At 72.9% G+C, this 17,110-nt stretch carries 18 protein-coding genes; 11 read left to right on the plus strand and 7 right to left on the minus strand.

The genetic code is table 11. The features are described from left to right. Nucleotides 1-15 precede the first annotated feature (15 nt). The 3 genes from efeU to AC2H4J_RS21865 all read left to right on the plus strand — a co-directional run bounded on the left by efeU (nucleotide 16) and on the right by AC2H4J_RS21865 (nucleotide 3,342). A complete protein-coding gene (gene efeU / locus AC2H4J_RS21855; protein ID WP_487467023.1) occupies nucleotides 16-870 on the plus strand; it encodes an iron uptake transporter permease EfeU in 855 nt (284 codons plus the stop codon). Nucleotides 871-929: 59 nt separating this feature from the next. Next, on the plus strand, nucleotides 930-1,634 hold the full coding sequence (locus tag AC2H4J_RS21860; protein ID WP_487467024.1) for a hypothetical protein: 705 nt from the start codon (nucleotides 930-932) through the stop codon (nucleotides 1,632-1,634). A 124-nt stretch (nucleotides 1,635-1,758) separates the two neighbouring features. Further along, complete coding sequence (locus AC2H4J_RS21865; RefSeq protein ID WP_487467025.1) at nucleotides 1,759-3,342, plus strand: methyl-accepting chemotaxis protein; 1,584 nt, start codon at nucleotides 1,759-1,761, stop codon at nucleotides 3,340-3,342. 170 nt (nucleotides 3,343-3,512) lie between these two features. Here the strand turns inward: AC2H4J_RS21865 and AC2H4J_RS21870 are convergent, their stop codons facing one another. Beyond that, a complete protein-coding gene (locus AC2H4J_RS21870; protein ID WP_487467026.1) occupies nucleotides 3,513-3,755 on the minus strand; it encodes a phosphoribosyltransferase in 243 nt (80 codons plus the stop codon). Between the two features lie 256 nt (nucleotides 3,756-4,011). Between AC2H4J_RS21870 and AC2H4J_RS21875 the strand changes: the two genes are divergently transcribed. Further along, the gene (locus AC2H4J_RS21875; protein WP_487467027.1) at nucleotides 4,012-4,494 is read left to right on the plus strand and encodes a hypothetical protein; all 483 of its coding nucleotides are present in this window, start codon (nucleotides 4,012-4,014) and stop codon (nucleotides 4,492-4,494) included. A 3-nt stretch (nucleotides 4,495-4,497) separates the two neighbouring features. On the opposite strand, the gene pucL is transcribed toward AC2H4J_RS21875, so the two are convergent. From pucL to uraD, 3 genes are read right to left on the minus strand one after another with little or no spacing between them, the layout of a single operon-like run. Further along, nucleotides 4,498-5,388: a factor-independent urate hydroxylase gene (pucL, locus tag AC2H4J_RS21880; RefSeq protein ID WP_487467028.1), complete on the minus strand. Its 891-nt coding sequence runs from the start codon at nucleotides 5,386-5,388 to the stop codon at nucleotides 4,498-4,500. 34 nt (nucleotides 5,389-5,422) lie between these two features. Continuing rightward, nucleotides 5,423-5,740: a hydroxyisourate hydrolase gene (uraH, locus tag AC2H4J_RS21885; RefSeq protein ID WP_487467029.1), complete on the minus strand. Its 318-nt coding sequence runs from the start codon at nucleotides 5,738-5,740 to the stop codon at nucleotides 5,423-5,425. Then, nucleotides 5,737-6,234 carry a 2-oxo-4-hydroxy-4-carboxy-5-ureidoimidazoline decarboxylase gene (gene uraD / locus AC2H4J_RS21890; RefSeq protein ID WP_487467030.1) on the minus strand — a complete coding sequence of 166 codons (498 nt, stop codon included), beginning with the start codon at nucleotides 6,232-6,234 and terminating at the stop codon, nucleotides 5,737-5,739. Before uraD ends, uraH begins: the two co-directional genes overlap by 4 nt. A 58-nt stretch (nucleotides 6,235-6,292) precedes the next feature. Here uraD and aceB point away from each other — a divergent pair, with 58 nt between their 5' ends. The 6 genes from aceB to AC2H4J_RS21920 all read left to right on the plus strand — a co-directional run bounded on the left by aceB (nucleotide 6,293) and on the right by AC2H4J_RS21920 (nucleotide 12,308). After that, nucleotides 6,293-7,849, plus strand: coding sequence for a malate synthase A (aceB, locus tag AC2H4J_RS21895; protein ID WP_487467031.1), 1,557 nt, complete (start codon nucleotides 6,293-6,295; stop codon nucleotides 7,847-7,849). A gap of 7 nt (nucleotides 7,850-7,856) precedes the next feature. Next, nucleotides 7,857-9,071, plus strand: a complete 1,215-nt coding sequence (locus AC2H4J_RS21900) for a DUF6986 family protein (protein WP_487467032.1) — start codon at nucleotides 7,857-7,859, stop codon at nucleotides 9,069-9,071. Between the two features lie 76 nt (nucleotides 9,072-9,147). Beyond that, nucleotides 9,148-9,795, plus strand: a complete 648-nt coding sequence (locus AC2H4J_RS21905) for a DUF5701 family protein (protein WP_487467033.1) — start codon at nucleotides 9,148-9,150, stop codon at nucleotides 9,793-9,795. Between the two features lie 32 nt (nucleotides 9,796-9,827). Further along, nucleotides 9,828-10,901, plus strand: coding sequence for an anti-sigma factor RsbA family regulatory protein (locus AC2H4J_RS21910; protein ID WP_487467034.1), 1,074 nt, complete (start codon nucleotides 9,828-9,830; stop codon nucleotides 10,899-10,901). A 46-nt stretch (nucleotides 10,902-10,947) separates the two neighbouring features. Beyond that, nucleotides 10,948-11,799 (plus strand): SDR family oxidoreductase, encoded by an 852-nt coding sequence (locus AC2H4J_RS21915; protein ID WP_487467035.1) that lies wholly within the window; start codon nucleotides 10,948-10,950, stop codon nucleotides 11,797-11,799. Beyond that, nucleotides 11,796-12,308 carry a MarR family winged helix-turn-helix transcriptional regulator gene (locus AC2H4J_RS21920; protein WP_487467036.1) on the plus strand — a complete coding sequence of 171 codons (513 nt, stop codon included), beginning with the start codon at nucleotides 11,796-11,798 and terminating at the stop codon, nucleotides 12,306-12,308. The genes AC2H4J_RS21915 and AC2H4J_RS21920 overlap by 4 nt, the downstream gene beginning before the upstream one ends. A gap of 12 nt (nucleotides 12,309-12,320) precedes the next feature. Here the strand turns inward: AC2H4J_RS21920 and AC2H4J_RS21925 are convergent, their stop codons facing one another. Continuing rightward, nucleotides 12,321-13,331, minus strand: a complete 1,011-nt coding sequence (locus tag AC2H4J_RS21925; RefSeq protein ID WP_487467037.1) for an ATP-dependent DNA ligase — start codon at nucleotides 13,329-13,331, stop codon at nucleotides 12,321-12,323. A 140-nt stretch (nucleotides 13,332-13,471) separates the two neighbouring features. On the opposite strand from AC2H4J_RS21925, the gene AC2H4J_RS21930 reads away from it, so the two are divergent. Next, nucleotides 13,472-13,930 (plus strand): DnaJ family domain-containing protein, encoded by a 459-nt coding sequence (locus tag AC2H4J_RS21930; RefSeq protein ID WP_487467038.1) that lies wholly within the window; start codon nucleotides 13,472-13,474, stop codon nucleotides 13,928-13,930. An 18-nt stretch (nucleotides 13,931-13,948) separates the two neighbouring features. Here the strand turns inward: AC2H4J_RS21930 and AC2H4J_RS21935 are convergent, their stop codons facing one another. Next, the gene (locus tag AC2H4J_RS21935) at nucleotides 13,949-15,772 is read right to left on the minus strand and encodes a CHAT domain-containing protein (RefSeq protein ID WP_487467039.1); all 1,824 of its coding nucleotides are present in this window, start codon (nucleotides 15,770-15,772) and stop codon (nucleotides 13,949-13,951) included. 837 nt (nucleotides 15,773-16,609) lie between these two features. Next, nucleotides 16,610-16,987, minus strand: coding sequence for a hypothetical protein (locus AC2H4J_RS21940; RefSeq protein WP_487467040.1), 378 nt, complete (start codon nucleotides 16,985-16,987; stop codon nucleotides 16,610-16,612). Between the last annotated feature and the right edge of the window lie 123 nt (nucleotides 16,988-17,110).

Consider the following 17,110-nt stretch of genomic DNA (forward strand, 5'->3'; position numbering starts at 1 on the left):
TCCCGGGAGCTCTTCGTGATCGCCAACTACCTCATCGGCTTGCGTGAAGGCCTCGAGGCCGCGCTGGTCGTCAGCATCCTCGTCGCATACCTCGTCAAGACCGGGCGACGCGACCGGCTGACTCCGGTGTGGGTGGGCGTGCTGGCCGCGGTCGCGGTGAGCCTGCTGTTCGGGGCGCTGCTCACCTTCACCTCCAACCAGATGAGCTTCCAGGCACAGGAGGCGTTCGGCGGCAGTCTGTCGATCGTCGCGGTCGCCTTCGTCACGTGGATGGTCTTCTGGATGCGGCGCACCGCCCGCTCCCTGTCGAAGGAACTGCGCGGCCGGATGGACGCCGCACTGGCCGTCGGCACCGGGGCGCTGATCGCGACGGCCTTCATCGCCGTCGGCCGGGAGGGGCTGGAGACCTCGCTGTTCATCTGGTCGGCCATCCAGGCCACCGGCCAGAACACGCAGCCGGTGCTCGGCGCCGCGCTCGGCCTGCTGACCGCTGTGGTGGTCGGGTACCTCTTCTACAAGGGTGCCCTGACGATCAACCTCGCGAAGTTCTTCCTCTGGACCGGAGCGATCCTCGTCGTGGTGGCCGCGGGGGTGCTGTCCTACGGCATCCACGATCTGCAGGAGGCCGGCATCCTCCCCGGCTTGAACTCTCTCGCGTTCGACGTCTCCGGCGCCGTTCCCCCGGACAGCTGGTACGGGACGCTGCTGCGCGGGACGATCAACTTCACGCCCGCCACGACGTGGCTGCAGGCCATCGCCTGGGTGGTCTACATCGTGCCGGTGTTCGTCTTCTTCCTCTGGCCGGCCCGGACGCCCGCGGCGGCTCCGGCCCCGACCGCGTCCGCCGCGGTCCCGGCCGCGGGCCGCTGACGCCGCACCTCCGTCCGTCGCTCTCTCCCGCTTCCTCCTGCCCTGATCGGAGTACTGCTGTGCTGTCGCGGTCCGCCCTCCTCTTCGTCGGCGCCCTCTCGCCGCTGCTCGCCGCCTGTGGCGGTGACGACGCAGGTTCCGCGTCGACCTCCAGAACCACGGTGGCGGTGGCCGCCGGGGAGGACAGCTGCACACTCGAGCGCACGAAGCTCGAGGCCGGTGCCGTGACGTTCGCCGTCACCAACAAGGGCTCGTCGACCACCGAGGTCTACGTGTACGGGGAGAAGGACGGCGACTTCACCCGCGTGGTCGGCGAGGTCGAGAACATCGGTCCCGGCATCTCGCGGAATCTCGACGTCGACCTGGCCGGCGGCTCCTACGAGGTCGCCTGCAAGCCGGGTCAGCGGGGCAACGGGATCCGGACGCCGATCACGGTCAGCGGCGGGGACGCGTCGTCCAGCGACCAGACCGAGGACGGCGGGTACGACCGGGAGATCGAGCTCTCGACGGACGGGAAGGCGATCACCGGCCTGGACGGCGGCGCGAGCACCGGCGAGCGGATCGAGTTCAAGCTGACCAACGGTGCCGACGGGCCGCGGGTCCTCGAGCTGAAGAACCCCGACGGGGGCGTCGCCGGCGAGGTGGACGTCGATGCGGGCGCCACCGGCGAGCTCGTCGTCGAGCTGGACGCCGCCGGGACGTGGCAGGTCATCGTCGAGGGGGACGGCGTCGAGGACCTGGTGGCCGAGCTTCCGGTCGGCTGAGCCGCTCCGGTCTGACTGAAAGTCTCGAACTTCAACGATTTCCGCTGTAGTCGCTCCAATGAGCGGCCGAAGAACGGGGCACCGGTGGGAATCCACCGGGTGGCCCGCTCCCGTGGAGACCCTGATGGCGCACTCGCTCTGGTCCGATCGCCCGCTCGGCGTGAAGCTGGGGGCCCTCGTCGCCGCCGGCGCCGTGTCCCTGGGGGCGTTCGCGCTCATCGCCGTCCAGGCGCTGAACGGCACGGGGACGACGACGCAGCAGATCCTCGCCACGGGGAAGGTGTCGGCCACCGCCGCCGAGGCGGACATGATGCACGACGCCATCCGCGCCGACGTGCTGCAGGCGCTGGTGAACTCGTCGGGCGCGCTCTACCAGTCCGCCGTCGACGACAGCGCCGCGCACTCGGCCAGGTTCCAGGAGATCCTCACCGGGATCACCGCCGCACACCTGGGTGCCGGGGTCGACAGCGCGGTGGAGCAGGTGACGCCGCTCGTCGACCAGTACGTGACCTCCGCCAAGCAGATCATCACCCTCGCGGGCACGAGCCGGGCGCAGGCCCAGGCCGGGTACCCGGCGTTCCTCAAGGTGTTCTCCGCCCTCGAGGACCAGTTGCCCACGGTCGGAGCCGCCGTCGACGCGGAGGCGTCCGCCGCCGCGCAGGCCAGCGCGGACCAGCGCAGCACCGCCATCACCCAGGCGCTGATCGTGGCGGGCGCCGGGGTTCTCGTGCTCGCCCTGCTCGGCGTCGTCGTGACCCGCTCCGTGGTCGGTCCGCTCCGCAAGGTCGGCGCGGTCCTGACCGCGCTCGCCGACGGCGACCTGCGCGCCACCTCCGGTGTGCAGAGCAAGGACGAGGTGGGGCAGATGGCGGAGGCGCTGGAGACCTCGATGACCAACGTGCGCTCGGTCATGACGGCGATCGGCGACAGCTCCACCACCCTCGCCTCGGCCACCGAGCAGCTGTCGGCGTCGGCCCAGGACATGGCCCGGCTCGCCGATGAGTCCTCGGTGCAGAGCGGCATCGTCGCCACGGCGGCCGGACAGGTCTCGACGAACGTGCAGACCGTGTCGGCCGGCTCCGAGCAGATGAGCTCCTCGATCCGCGAGATCGCGCAGAACGCCGCCGAGGTGGCCAAGGTCGCCAACCAGGCGGTGATGTCGGCCGACGCGACGACCGCGACCGTCGCCAAGCTGGGGGAGTCCTCGCTGGAGATCGCCAGCGTCGTCAAGGTCATCACGTCGATCGCGGAGCAGACGAACCTGCTGGCGCTGAACGCGACGATCGAGGCGGCGCGGGCCGGGGAGGCCGGCAAGGGCTTCGCGGTGGTGGCCAACGAGGTCAAGGAGCTGGCCCAGGAGACGGCGAAGGCCACCGAGGACATCTCGCAGCGGGTCCAGGCGATCCAGGAGGACACCGAGGGTGCGGTGCGGGCCATCAGCGAGATCTCCTCGATCATCGCCCGCATCAACGACTCGCAGAGCACGATCGCCGCGGCGGTCGAGGAGCAGACCGCGACGACTGCGGAGATGAACCGCAACGTCGCCGAGGCCGCACAGTCCGCCGGTCAGATCGCGGAGAACATCGACGCGGTCGCCCTGGCCACGACCTCCACGACCAGCGCGATGAACGACGCGCAGGCCGCCATCGACGAGGTCGCCCGCATGGCCACCTCGCTCAACAGCTCGGTCGCGAGATTCCGGTACTGACGCGCTATCGGAGCGACCTGAGAGACGGCGGCGGTGGGGGGCTTCCCACCGCCGCCGCTTTCATCTCCGCATAGGGGAGGGTTGTCCCCCAGCTGGCCATTCCGTACCGGGAACCGGCCGATTGCGGGACAACGCCCGGAGCGTGACCAGCACGCTGCCGGGTGGCGTCGTCAGTGGGCCGGGCGGCTGCTGCGCTGGACCGCCGGTGGGAGTGTCGACCACGGGAAGTTGATCCACCGGTCGGTGCGGCGCCACACGAAGTCGCACGACACCACCGACTGGGGCTTCTCGTAGATGACCGCCGTCCGCACCTCGGCGACGTAGCCGGAGCAGAAGTCCCGGACCAGTTCCAAGGTCTTGCCCGTGTCCGCGACGTCGTCGGCGACCAGCACCCGGCTGCCTGTGATGTCCACCCTGTCCAGGGTGGGCGGCAGCACGACCGGGAGGTCCAGGCGCTGGTCGATCCCCGTGTAGATCTCGACGTTCGGAAAGGACGTCCCTGCCCCCCGCCACTCGCAGGCTCGCGGCGGGGCCCTGCAGGAACGCCGGCTTCGGGCGGGTCGGCGGTCGAGCGCCGGCCTACAGCTCGGCCAGATCGCGGCTCGCGGTGCCGAAGAGCTCGTAGGTCAGCGTCTCGCGCTCGTCGCTCACGTCAGGGATCGTCGCAGGATGAGCGCGAGCTGGCTGTCCAACCCCGTCGTCCGCAGGGTGCTCCGGTCGCTGGTCCTCTGGGGCGTCGGTCAGCTGGCGCTGCTCGTGGTGGGCCGGCTGGTCGCCCGGCGCCTGGACCGCGGGGACGAGACCTCGACCGACCTCCGCCGGGTCTACGTGATGAGCGGCGAGGAGCTGCGGCCGACCGCGCCGGGCCTGTCGCGGGTGCGCGTCGATGCGGTGATGGGCGGCGCGCAAATCGACCTGACGGGTCTCCCGCCGTCCCCGGACGGCGTCGACGTCAGCGTGCGGACGCTCATGGGCGGCGTCGCCGTCCGCGTGCCCACGGGGTGGCGGACGTGGTGGTCGTACCGCGGCGCGATGGGCGGAGTGGGAGCCGACGACGGCATCCAGCGGGTGACCGACCCCGCGGCGGCCGACCTTCGCGTGCGGGCCCGCGCGGTCATGGGCGGCGTCGGCATCGAGTCCGTGGAGGTCTGAGCGTCAGCAGAAGCCCGGGGTGCCCTGCCAGGCGACCTCGGCGGGCGGGACGTCGTCCCTGCGCACCGAGCCCTCGATGAGCCCGTAGGGGCGGTCGTCGGCGTGGTAGACCACGTCCGGGTTGTCCAGCCCGAACGCCGACAGGTCCTGCAGGAAGTGGTGCTTGTTCGGCATGGACAGCCGGATCTCGGCAACGTCTGCGAACCGTTCCAGCGCCGCCGCGCCCATCGCATAGAGGGACTGCTGCAGGGCGAGGGAGTGGGTGGCGGCGAACGTCTCCAGCAGCGCCGTCCGGACACCCGCGTAACAGGCATCGAAGTCCAGGTCCGTGCCCGTGTAACGCCAGCGGGCGGTGACGGCGGTCGCCAGGATGCGGTCGCGGGTGTCGGCGAGGGTCGTGTACCGGTCGCGGGGGAAGGCCCAGAACTCCGAGCCGGTGGTCTTGAGGACGACGAGGTCGGTCAGCCCGGCGAGCACGTGGACCTCGTCGCCGTCCACCGTCACCACCGCGGTCCGCACCTCCCCGCCGTTGCGGCTGAACGCGTGGTCGTGCGGCCGACCGCCCACGTCGATCCGGTCCCAGCCGTAGGACTCCACGGCCACCCGGGCGCCGCTGATCCAGTCGTAGGAGCCGGCGAAGTGCCGGGCCAGCCGCAGGCCGAACTCCTCCGGGGTGCCGACGCCGTCGCGGGCGAACGCGAACACCGTGTTCTTCTGCGCGTCGGTGGTGAGCACGTGGGCGTTGTCACCGGCGATGTGCGCGGCGGTGAAGTCACCGCGCAGGGTGGAACTGACGTTGAGGTCGACGAGCGTGTGCCGCGGGGTGCTGCGGTCGACCGCGACGACGCGGACCTCCGCCTTCCCGTACTGGTTGGGCCCGAGCACGATCGCCATGGGGCGCATGTTGCACGTGGAACCGCCGACGGCGCTAGGACCCGCGGTAGGTCGAGTAGGCGAACGGGCTGAGCAACAGCGGCACGTGGTGGTGCTCGGCGGGCTCCTGGACGGCGAAGGTCAGCACGACCTCCGGGTAGAAGGTCTCCCGCGCCTGCTCGGCGAACCAGGCCCCGGTGGCGAACACCAGCCGGTGGGTGCCGACGCCGGTCGCGTCCTCCGTGAGCCGGCAGCGTCCGTCCCGGTCGGTGACGCCCTCGGCGAGCAGTTCGTCCCCCGCGAACAGGCGGACGGCCATGCCCGCGGCCGGCCGCCCGGCCACCGCGTCCAGCACGTGCGTCGACACACTCATGAGACCAATCCCCGCACTCGGAGCGCCGTGATCTGCGCCAGCTGCTCGGTCGCCTCGGCACGCTCCGCCTCGGCGTCGTTCGCCAGCCGCCGCCGCAGTTCGGCCAGCATCTCCTCCGGCGATCGCCCGGCGGCCCGGATCAGGAAGACGTGCCCGAACCGCTCCTCGTAGGCGCGGTTGCCGTCCGATAGCGCCGCCCGGGTGCCGGAGTCGACATCGCGCATCGAGCTCTGCTCCCGGCGCGACGCGTGCGCCTCGGCCGACGAGCCCTCCGGCCGGTCGCCGATGCGGGGATGGGCGGCCAGCGCCACGGACACCTCGTCCCAGGACAGCGAGCGGGCCACCTCCTCGGCGCGCGCGACCACGGCGTCGGCGTCGGGGTAGGGGCGGCCGGCCAGCACCTCCGCGGCGAACCGCGGGGCCGCGTTGCAGCCCCGCAATGCCTCGCGGACCTGCTCGGACGGCTCGTCGTTGAAGTCGTCGAGGCGGGTCACGGTGAGAGGATGCCAGCCCAGCCGAGTTCGGGAGGGCGTCGCAGTGGCAGATGTGCGTGTGGAAGGCCCGGAAGTCGAGCGGGGCGAGGAGATCCTGACGGCCGAGGCACTCGCCTTCGTCGCCGAACTGCAGGAGCGGTTCGGTGCGCATCGCGACGCCCTCCTGGCCGCCCGGGCCACCCGGCGCGCCGAGATCGCGGCCGCCCGCACCATCGACTTCCGCCCCGAGACCGCCGCCGTCCGCGAGAGCGACTGGCAGGTGCCCCCGCCTCCGCCGGGCCTGGTGGACCGGCGCGTGGAGATCACCGGGCCGACCGAGCCGAAGATGGCGATCAACGCGCTCAACTGCGGCGCGAACGTCTGGCTGGCCGACCTCGAGGACGCCAACACCCCGCACTGGCGCAACGTCGTCGGCGGGCAGGTGGTGCTGAAGGACGCCGTCCGCAGGACGTTGTCGTTCACCAGCCCGGACGGCAAGGAGTACCGCTTGCGCGAGGACGGCGAGCTGCCGACCATCGTGCCCCGTCCGCGCGGCTGGCACCTGCCCGAGCGGCACCTCCTGGTGGACGGCGAGCCGACCGTCGGCGCGTTCGTCGACGCCGGCCTCTACCTCTTCCACAACGCGCGGGAGCAGCTCGACCGCGGCAGCGGCCCGTACTTCTACCTGCCGAAGATGGAGGGCCATCTCGAGGCGCGGCTCTGGGCGCTGGTGTTCGACCACGCCGAGCAGGCGCTCGGCCTCCCGACCGGCTCGATCCGCGCCACGATGCTCATCGAGACCATCCCGGCGGCCTTCGAGATGGAGGAGATGCTGCACGAGCTGGGCACCCACGCCGCCGCGCTCAACGCCGGCCGCTGGGATTACCTGTTCAGCGTCATCAAGGTGTTCCGCGACGCCGGCCCCGAGTTCGTCTTCCCCGATCGCGGCGCGGTGACGATGACCGCGCCGATGATGCGGGCCTACACCGACCAGCTGGTCGCCGTCTGCCACCGCCGGGGCGCCCTGGCCATCGGCGGCATGGCCGCGGCGATCCCCAGCCGGCGCGACGAGGAGGCCAATCAGCGCGCGCTGACCAAGGTGCGCGAGGACAAGACCCGCGAGGCCGGCGACGGCTTCGACGGCTCGTGGGTGGCGCATCCCGACCTGGTGGCGACCTGCCGCGAGGTGTTCGACGGCGTCCTCGGCGACCGGCCCAACCAGCTCGACCGGCAGCGGCCGGATGTCTCCGTCACACCGGAGCAGCTCCTCGACGTGCCCGGCGTCCCCGGCGACCGCACGATGGCGGGGTTGCGTGCCAACGTCGAGGTGGCGATCCGCTACCTGGCGGCGTGGCTGGGCGGCAACGGCGCGGTCGGCATCCACGGCCTGATGGAGGACGCCGCGACCGCGGAGATCAGCCGCTCGCAGGTGTGGCAGTGGATCAACGCCGGCGTCGTGCTCGACACCGGCGACACCGTGACCCCCGAACTGGTGCGCCGTGTGATCGACGAGGAGGTGGCCGGTATCGGCGAACTGGACCGCCTGGACGACGCCCGGCGGCTGTTCGATCAGGTGGCGCTGGCGGAGGACTTCCCCGACTTCCTGACCCTGCCCGCCTACGAACTGGTGGATTGAACGACGCATGACACTTCCCGAGGAGCTCTATGCCGAACTCGACCGGCGGCTGACGCCGGGCGACGCGCTCCGGATGGCCCGGTATCCCGGCGAGTGGCCCGAGCGGCAGCCGGTGCACACCTGCTACGTCCCTGCCGACGCCGTCGTCCCGGAGCTGGCGACCGCCTGGGGGGCCGCAGCCCTGGAGGCGCTCGACGAGCACGGCCTGCCCGACCTGGGGCTCCACCCCGAGCTGGTCGAGGAGGTGCTGCCGCGGGTCCGGCACAAGCTGGCCTCCGAGCCGGTGGAGGACCTCCGGGTCGACGCGGAGGACGGCTACCGGCGGGGCGGGGAGAACGAGGACGAGGACGTGCTGGCCGCCGCGGTGACGCTGGCCGCCGACGTCACCGCCGGGGTCGCGCCCCCGTCCATCGGGATCCGCGGCAAGTCCCTCGAGCCGCACACCCGCCACCGCGGCGTCCGGTCCCTGGACCTGTTCCTCGGCGAGCTGCCGGGTCGCCGGGCGGTCGTCACGCTGCCCAAGGTCACCGACGTCGAACAGGTCGCGGCGTTCCTGCCGGTGATCGAGGCGCTGCAGGCCGCGCACGGGGTGACGCTGGACCTGGAGCTGCAGATCGAGACCCCGCAGGCGGTCATCGGGCCGGACGGGACGGCCACGCTCGCCCGCATGGTGCACGTCGCCGGACCCCGGCTGATCGGCCTGCACTACGGCACCTACGACTACAGCGCAGCGCTGGGCATCGCGGCGGGCTACCAGGCGTCGGACCACCCGGCCGCGGACTTCGCCAAGCAGCTGATGCAGGTCGCCGCCGCCACCACGGGCGCCCGCGTGGTGGACGGCTCCACGAACGTGCTGCCCGTCGGCCCGCGCGAGCAGGTGCACGACGCCTGGAGGATCCACTCCCGGTTGGTGCGGCGGGCGCTGCACCGCGGCTTCTACCAGGGCTGGGACCTGCACCCCGCCCAGCTGGTCACCCGGTACGTGGCGACCTACGCCTTCTTCCGGGAGGCGGTGCCCGACGCGGGGGCACGGCTGGCGGCCTACCTGGACCGGGCCGACGGCGGGGTTCTCGACGAGCCGGCGACGGTGCGTGCCCTGGCCGGGGTGCTGTTGCGTGGGCTGGACTGCGGCGCGGTGGACGAGGGGCAGGTGCAGGCCGCCGGTGGGCCGGGACGACCCGTCCTGGATAAGCTGGCTGGCCGACGGCCCGGGGGATCCTGAGGGTCGTCGATCGTCGCCCGGCCCGCCGGCCTGAGCACCAGAGCACCACCGGCGGAGCCCGCACGAGAGGGACCACATGACCGCGCTGCCCGTCGCCGCCTGCCCGACCGAGGCCGAGCTCGAGTTCGACCGCCAGGTCGACGCACTGGTCACCGTCGGGCTGCCCGAGGCGCTGGACCTGGCTCCGGAGTGCTTCAGGGCGGCCGTGGAGCCGTTGCGCGACCTGCTGCCGGACGCCGCGCCCGACGGCACGACGATCCCGTTCGTGGTGGTCGTCCCGCATCTGCCGGTCGTCGACGTGCTCGAGTCGGTGCACACCGTGGGCGGCACCGGCTTCACCACGATGGACGACGACGACCTCGCCCGCTTCCGTCCGCTGCCGGAGCTCGAGGTGCCGGCCGGCCCGTACCTGCTCGTGGACGTCGACCCCGGAGCGGACACGCTGAACGTGCCTCCGGCGCAGGTGCTGCCGCGGCTGCAGGCGGCCGGCCGCTCGCCGCTGACCATCGCCGAGGGGCTCGCCGTCCTGGTCTCCGACCCGGGTGTGCTGCGGGGGCGGAACTGCTTCTCGCTGCTGGGCTCGCGGGCCGCCGACAAGCGCGTGCCGGCGCTGTGGGTCAGCGCGCGGCGGCCGCGGCTGGGCTGGTGCTACCAGGGCGCCCCGCACACCTGGCTGGGCTCGGCGTCGTGTGCCGCCCGGCTCGCCGAGCCGATGCCGCGCTGACGGCGGAACCCGGTGTCGGTCCGATGACCTGCATGTCCCAGAATGAGCCCGCGAAGGCTGGAGCCCACCGGCCGGAGGACCACGACGAGGGGCTGGTGGACGGCGCACCGACGGACTGTTCGACGCCTGGCCGGTCCCGGCAGCCCCGAGCAGCCGACCCGCCGCGGGCGGGCAGCCACGGCCACGGCGCCGCGGTCGTCGGCACGCGGGACGAGATGCTCGCCGTCGCCCTCCCCTTCCTCGAGGCCGGACTGCGCGCCGGTGACGTGATCGCGGTGTCGTGCCCGCCGGAGACCGTGGAACTCCTCTTCGGCGAGCTGGGGGGACGGGCCGCCGGCGTCGAGATCGAGCCGCGGATCAGCCTGCTGGGGTCCCGGGCGCCCGACGCGCTCACCGTGTGCCGCCGTTACCTCGAACGGGCGGTCGAGAGCGGGTCCGGCCGGCTGCGGGTGCTCGCCGAGGTCGACTTCGGCAGCGACCCCGCCGACTGGCGCGAGGGCCAGCGCTTCGAATCGGTCTTCAACCGGATCCTCGGCGACGCCCCGGTGTCCTGCGTCTGCCTCTACGACCGGCGCCGGCTGCCCGCTGCGGTGGTGGAGAGCGCCGCGGCGACCCACCCGCAGCTGGTGCACGGGCAGGTGTGGACCGACAGCGCGGGCTTCCAGGATCCCGGCGTGTACGTGCCCTCGCTCCCCCTGCCCCGGGCGCCGGTCGAGGACGGCGCTCCCGTCTTCGCCGTGGACGATGCGCCCACCCTGGCCGGTCTGCGCCACCAGCTCGGCGCGGTCCTCGGCTCGCTGGTGCCCGACCGCGAGCAGCAGGAGGACCTCCATCTCGCCGCCGCCGAGATCGCCGCGAACGCGTTCCGCCACGGCCTCCGCCCGGTGTCCGCGCGCGTCTGGGCCGACGGTGACCTCGTCGTCTGCGTGATCACCGACCGGGGCACCACGTACAGCGATCCGCTGAGCGGGTTCACCCCGGCGCACGGGCTCGACCTCGCCCGCGGCGGCATGGGGCTGTGGCTGGCCCGGAAGCTGTGGGACCACGTCGACCTGCTGCCGACGCCGTCCGGGCTCTCCGTGCGGTTGAGCACCCGCCTGCGCTGACCGCGCCTGCTTGACGCTGCCGATCTCTCACTGTTGAGCTACCCACGTGATCGTGGTGACGGCGGCGGGCGGCAACACCGGCGCGGCCGTCGTCCGTGCGCTGTGGTCGCGAGGTGAACGGGTCCGCGCGCTGGTCGGCAGCTCGCAACCGCGCCCGGAACTGACGGCGCTCAGCGCCGAGGTCGTGGCCACCGACCTCACCGATCCGGCCGTCGTCGAGCCCCTGCTGGCGGGGGCCGACGCCCTGTATCTCATCTGGCCCAACTTCGACCCGGGCGAGACCGCCGGCGCGGTCGCCCTGCTGGCGGCGGCGCGCCGCGCCGGCGTGCGCCGGGTCGTCTACCACTCGGTGCTGCGACCGCAGGCGCGCGCCATGCCCCACCACGCGGCCAAGGACCTGGTGGAGGAGGCGCTCGACGCGAGCGGGCTGACCTGGCGGGTGCTCCAGCCGTGCGCGTACGCCGACAACCTGCACGGCTCGTTCGCCGACGTCGCCGCCACGGGGATCTTCCGCAGCCCGTGGGGACTCACCCAGGCCCAGTCACTGGTCGACCTGCGCGATGTCGCCGACGCCGCGGCCGTCCTGCTGACCGAGGACGGGCTGGACGGCGGCACCTTCGAGGCGGTCGGACCGGAGCCGCTGACCGCGCCGCGCATCGCGGAGCTGCTCGGCGAGTGGCTGGGCCGGGAGGTCCGTGCCGTCGACGCCGTCCCGGACGGGCCGGTGCCGGAGGAGTACGCCGCCCGCTGCGGCCGGCTGATGTTCGACCACTACCGCGCGCACGGCTTCACCGGCAGCCCGCGGGTGCTTGAGGCGCTGCTGGACCGTCCCGCGCGGACGTTCGCCGCCCACCTGGGTGAACAGGAACTCCCCGGTGCCAGCGAGGAACTACGGTGAGCGACGTGGAGGACGCCGTCGACCTGATCCTCGCCCAGTGGGGACGGGAGCGGCCGGATCTGGATTGCTCGCCCATGGGGATCGTCGGGCGCATCACCCAGATGCAGCGCGAGGTGTTCCTGGCGCAGCGGGCCACCTTCGCGCGCTACGGGCTGGACGCGCCGTCCTTCGACGTCCTCGCGGCCCTGCGACGCGCCGGCAAGCCCTACCAGCTCACCCCGACCGCGCTCATGCGCACGGCACTGGTGACGTCGGGCGCGATCACCCAGCGGCTCGACCGGCTGGAGGAGCGGGGTCTGATCACCCGCACGCGCAGCGCGACCGACGGCCGGGCAGTCGTCGTCACCCTGACCGACGCCGGGCGCAAGGCGCTCGACGCCGCGCTGCCGGACCACCTGGAGACCGAGCACGCGCTGCTCGACGGCCTGTCCGCCGCCGAGCGGGAGCAGTTGGCCGACCTGCTCCGCCGACTGCTGGTCGCCCGCGGCCGCACCCCGCAGGAACCCTGACGACGGTGTGCACTACACGCCGGGGAGGTCCTCGGGGCGCAGGTCGGACCGCACGCGGACGAACCGCAGCGGGTGCCGGAAGACGCCGGCCTGCAGCGCGGCGTCGGCGCTGACCTCGACGACGACGGCTGGGTCGACCCGGGTGAGCGGCACGGACAACCGGCCACCCCCGAAGCGGCCGGTCCCGATCCGGTCGGGCCAGGGATGGTCGGCGTCGGCCGGGGTCAGGACGGCGGCCAGCTCGGCCGACTGGCGCGGTGAGAGCGGGCTGGTCCGGCCGACGACGACGAGCTCACCGTCCCGGTAGCGGGCGGCGACCAGCTGGCTGGGCGCCCCGATCGGGCCGATGACGCCACCGGCCAGCACCTCGGTGGTCTCCCACGACTTGACCTTGAGCCATTCGCGCCGGCCGGGCGCGTAGCGGGTGCCCACCCCCTTGGCGACCAGTCCCTCGACGCCGGCCGGCCGGAAGTCCTCGAACCAGCGGCGCGCCTCCGCCGGGTCGGTGGTGGCGGGGGAGAGCTGCATCGGGGGCTTCCAGGGGGCGGCCAGGTCCTCCAGGGCGGCGCGGCGGCGGGACAGTCGCTGCCCCCGCAGGTCGGCGCCGCCGAGGGCCAGCAGGTCGAAGGCGACGTAGGACGCTGGGTGCCCGGTGACCAGCCCCGCGATCCTGCCCACGGAGGACACCATCCGCTCCTGGAGCAGACCGAAGTCCAGCCGCGAGCCGTTCCAGATGACCACCTCGCCGTCGAGGACGGTGCCGGCCGGCACCTGCGCCCGCGCGGCCGCGACGACATCCGGGAAGCGATCGGTCAGGTCGCGCCCCTGCTTCGACCACACCCGGGTGGCCGCGGCGCTGCGGACGACGACGAGCCGGTACCCGTCCCACTTCGGCTCGTACAGGCAGCCGCCGCTCAGGGCGTGCGCCGCGGGGATGTCCTTCACCGGCTTGGCCAGTTCCACGGCCACCGGCCCGGCGAGCTCGGGCGGCAGGCCCGGGAGACCGGGGGCGGACAGCGGCACCGGGACAGCCTGCTGGGTTCCGCCGACGCGCGCAGCCCACGCCGTCGCGCCATCACCCGATCGGGCCGGACGTGGTCGCCCGCAGTGACGGGAGACCGGTGGAACCATGGACGGCGATGACGCAACGCAAGCCGCGGGGGATGTCATTCGAGACCTGGGTCGGCACCCAGATCTCGCAGGCGATGGCGCGCGGCGACTTCGACGGCCTGGCCGGCGCGGGCAAGCCGTTGTCCCGCGCCGCCCTGGACGAGACCGGCTACGAGTGGGTCCTGGCCAAGGCGCGCAAGGAGAACCTCGACGTCTTCGGCATGCTCCCGCCGGGTCTGGCGCTGAAGAAGGAGCGCGAGGACCTGCCGCGACGGGCCGAGACGCTCCCGTCGGCGGCCGCCGTCCGCGCGCTGGCCGAGGACTACAACGAGCGCGTGCAGGCGTTCTGGCGCCGTCCGCAGGAGAGCCGTTGGTCCCCGGTTCCGGGCCTCGCCGACATCGAGGCGCTGGTGGCCGGTTGGGAGCTGACCCATCCTGCGCCCCCGCCGCCCGCGACCACGCCGGCGCCGGCCCGCAGGGCGGCATGGTGGCGCCGCCTCCGGCGCGGCTGACCGAAATCCGGCGAACCGTCAGGTCATCTGCAGTTCGGTCGGCCCATACGGGACGTAGGCCAGCCCCAGTGGGTTTCCGCGCCGCAGGAGCGCCAGACGCGATTCCCGCACGGCCCGGCCCAGCGTGACGTCGTCGTGGACGAACCGGTGGAGCACCTCCTCGGCGAAGGCCGTCGCGAGCGGTTCGAAGATCGTTATCTCCGTACCGATGACGGCCGACGCCGACGCGTCGCGGACGAACGTCTCGACGAAGTTCAGCGGTTTCGTCGGGTCGAGGGCCGTCGTCCGGCAGCCGTTGAGCACCACCAGTGGCCGGGTGAGTGGCCACGAGATGCGGTACGCATCCAGATTGTCCGGCGTGATGGCCGACGGGCGTGCAGGGTCGCCGACCACCAGGCCCGGCATCCCGTCCTTCTCCACACCGTGGCAGAGAAAGTAGACGACGTGGGGGGCGGCGGTCCGCAGCATCTCGAGTACGGCCTCGCGTTCCTCCCCCAGCTGCCAGGTCATGGGGACATGGAGCTGCTCCAGCGTCGCGAGGTGCCGCAACCTGTCGGAGAAGCTCGGGTCCGTCGTCGAGCCGACGACGAGGACCGGGGAGTGGCCGCCGGGGATGCGCACGTTCAGCTCGGTGGCGCCGCGCGCCTCCCCGCCGAGGGAGAGCGGAATACCGAGTTCGTGACGGAAGCCCCAGAAGCCGCCCGGGCAGACCACATCGAGCGCGTCGTAGTTCGGGCAGTCGCCGTCGAAGCAAGGGGCCCGCGTCAGGTCGGGGTACGACCCGATCGCCGCCTCGGCGGCCGGGCAGTAGCGCAGCAGGGGCAGATTGGAATCCAGCGGATAGTCGTAGACCAGTGCGCTGGGTACCGCCAGCCGCAGCGACCGGCGGGCGGCGAGCTCCAGACCGCCGGAGTGGCGGAGCAGGCCGGTCAGCCGGTTCACGCGCGCCCATCCGCCTGTCTCCGGCGGCTGTCCAGGAACGACGTCGGCGAGGGCTCGGGAGAGCGCCGACCAGATGCGATATCCGGAGCGGGCCATGGCGATCACGTCTGCCTGTACCTCTTCGGCCGACCGGGGACTGGCGTACCGGTCGCGGTCCGTGTCCCGCCACTCCTCCGGCGTGCCCCAGGCGACGGTGCGGAGCGTCTTGCGCGCGTTTTCCAGGAGCGTGCCCAAGATGTCCCCATCGAGGGTGGCGGTACCGGTCACCGCCTCCTGTGGGGGTCGGTCGGCATGTCTTCCCGCTCTCGCGTCGTCCTCGGCCACGAACCGGAAGTCGTGACTTCCGGACGTCCCGTCGTTGACGAGAATGCCGACCCTAGGCGGCCGCATGGCCGCGATCGTGCGGACCTCCAGATTCTCCGAGATCGTGTAGTCGGTCTCCGAACGAATCGCGCGCCGCAGCGACGGGCGGTCGGCGCTTCCGACGCGGACCTCGAGCACCCGTGACTGCACCAACCGGGCGCCGAGAAGCACGCTGCTGCGCAACCGATAGAGACCCGGCCGGTCGGGAGTGCGGAACGGGAACCGCAGCGAGTCGCCGCCCGCGATTCCGGCCGGCTGCCGGGCCACCTCCAGCCTTCCGTCCCGGCGGACGAGAAGCTCCCCCTCGCTGCGGTCTGGATCCAGCTGGAGCCCATCGGCGAAGGGGAAGAGGACAACGCGCAGTCGGGTGCCCTCTGGCGCCGTGAAGAACGGCAGCTGTTGGTCCGGGCCGACGTCCACGCGGCCGGCGACGTCTCGATCGCCGACGGCCCACCAGTAGTGGTACTCGCGACCGGCCGCCAGAACCCTGCGGGGGGACAGCGGTCGTCCGCCGGGCCTCGCGACCCCTGTGCTCACCAGTCGCCGCGGTGTCTCTGGTGCTGGCCGGTCGGAAGGGGAGCCAGACGCGTCGCGTCGGGCGGCAGGCGGACGAGCGGTGCTGCGGGACCTGCCCAGCGAACTGGACGGCGGAGGCAGGCTCGCAGGCGGCAGAGCGGGGATGCGGGCACTGCTCGAGGAACTGGTGGGAGGGGGTGGTGCCGTCCGGGGCGGCTGGCCGCCCCGCGGTGGCATGGGGGGTATGCCGGCTGTCGCCGGGCCGGTCCGCGGGGGTGCCGCCCTGGGCTCCGAAGGCCCCGCAGCCGCCGGGGGAGGGGCCGCGCCAGGAGGCTGGGCCGGCGGTGTGGAGCGGCGGCGCGCCGGGGTGTCCCTTCCGCGGGGTGGAGCGGGCGGAATGGTGTCCTCTGCTCGGCGACGGCCTCGCAGTGGTGGCAGATCACCGGGGGGGGGGGGGGCGGCCGGCCCCCCCCGTCCGTCACGGATCGGTGGGAACAGGGCCCCGGTCGATGGTGCGTCGTCGGGCCGGGCGGGGCCGCGCGGTTGGCGGCGCTCAGGGTTCTCGAGCTCGAGGTACAGCCGGTCCAGGGCCTGGGCCAGGGCTCGCTGGGTGGCGGGCGCACGCTCGAGGGCTCGGAAGAGGTCCCCGCGCATGTCGGCGCGCCTGCGCCCCCCGGCGACGATCGCGCCGGCGATCGACGACCAGCCTCCGCCGCGGACGCCCAGAGCGGCGGCGAGGATGCGACGGACCTCGTCCCCGGGCGTCGACCGCCCCCAGGGCCCCAGGCCCGGGAACGACGAGACGACGTCGAGGGCGGCGTCGACAAGATTCGCGAGGTCCCGGGGCTCCACCGTCCGCTACCGGATACCGGTGGTGTCCGGAGACGAGCTGCTCGACGGTCCGAACGGGCGGGAGCCGTCCGTCCCCTGCTGTGTCGGGGGGAGCGCCGGACGGCGGCCGTCCAGGAACCACTCGCTCGTCCACCCTGACGAGCGGGCGACGAGGACGACCAGCACGGCGAAGTAGGCGAAGAAGCCGACGGCCAACCCGATGCCGTACGCCGCGAAGAGATCGGTTCCGCTGGGGAAGAGGGCGAGAACGGCCCCCCCGCCGATCGCCCCCAGCAGTCCGGCGACGTCGGTCAGTTTGACGTCCTCCCGACGGTGCCGGTTGACGAAGTAGGAGAACCAACCGATGACGACGCCGAACAGTCCGGCCCCGACCAACTGCAGCATGGAGGCGCCAGCAGCAGGTTCAGCCGCCGTGGTCAGCACGTTTTCCCCTCCCCGTCGGTGCTCATTACGCCACGGCGCCGGCGGTACGTCGAGGACGCTCTGCCTACGTGTCGTCCTCACGGA

Source organism: Blastococcus sp. OS1-29, from assembly GCF_057628075.1.

What these genes read in the sequence shown, in the direction of transcription:
- uraH (WP_487467029.1), bottom strand. Translation starts at nt 5,740, where the DNA reads ATGAGTGTGTCGACGCACGTGCTGGACGCGGTGGCCGGGCGGCCGGCC.
- AC2H4J_RS21905 (WP_487467033.1), top strand. Translation starts at nt 9,148, where the DNA reads ATGACCGCGCTGCCCGTCGCCGCCTGCCCGACCGAGGCCGAGCTCGAG.
- AC2H4J_RS21910 (WP_487467034.1), top strand. Translation starts at nt 9,828, where the DNA reads ATGTCCCAGAATGAGCCCGCGAAGGCTGGAGCCCACCGGCCGGAGGAC.
- AC2H4J_RS21900 (WP_487467032.1), top strand. Translation starts at nt 7,857, where the DNA reads ATGACACTTCCCGAGGAGCTCTATGCCGAACTCGACCGGCGGCTGACG.
- AC2H4J_RS21865 (WP_487467025.1), top strand. Translation starts at nt 1,759, where the DNA reads ATGGCGCACTCGCTCTGGTCCGATCGCCCGCTCGGCGTGAAGCTGGGG.
- pucL (WP_487467028.1), bottom strand. Translation starts at nt 5,388, where the DNA reads ATGGCGATCGTGCTCGGGCCCAACCAGTACGGGAAGGCGGAGGTCCGC.
- AC2H4J_RS21875 (WP_487467027.1), top strand. Translation starts at nt 4,012, where the DNA reads ATGAGCGCGAGCTGGCTGTCCAACCCCGTCGTCCGCAGGGTGCTCCGG.
- AC2H4J_RS21940 (WP_487467040.1), bottom strand. Translation starts at nt 16,987, where the DNA reads ATGCTGCAGTTGGTCGGGGCCGGACTGTTCGGCGTCGTCATCGGTTGG.
- AC2H4J_RS21930 (WP_487467038.1), top strand. Translation starts at nt 13,472, where the DNA reads ATGTCATTCGAGACCTGGGTCGGCACCCAGATCTCGCAGGCGATGGCG.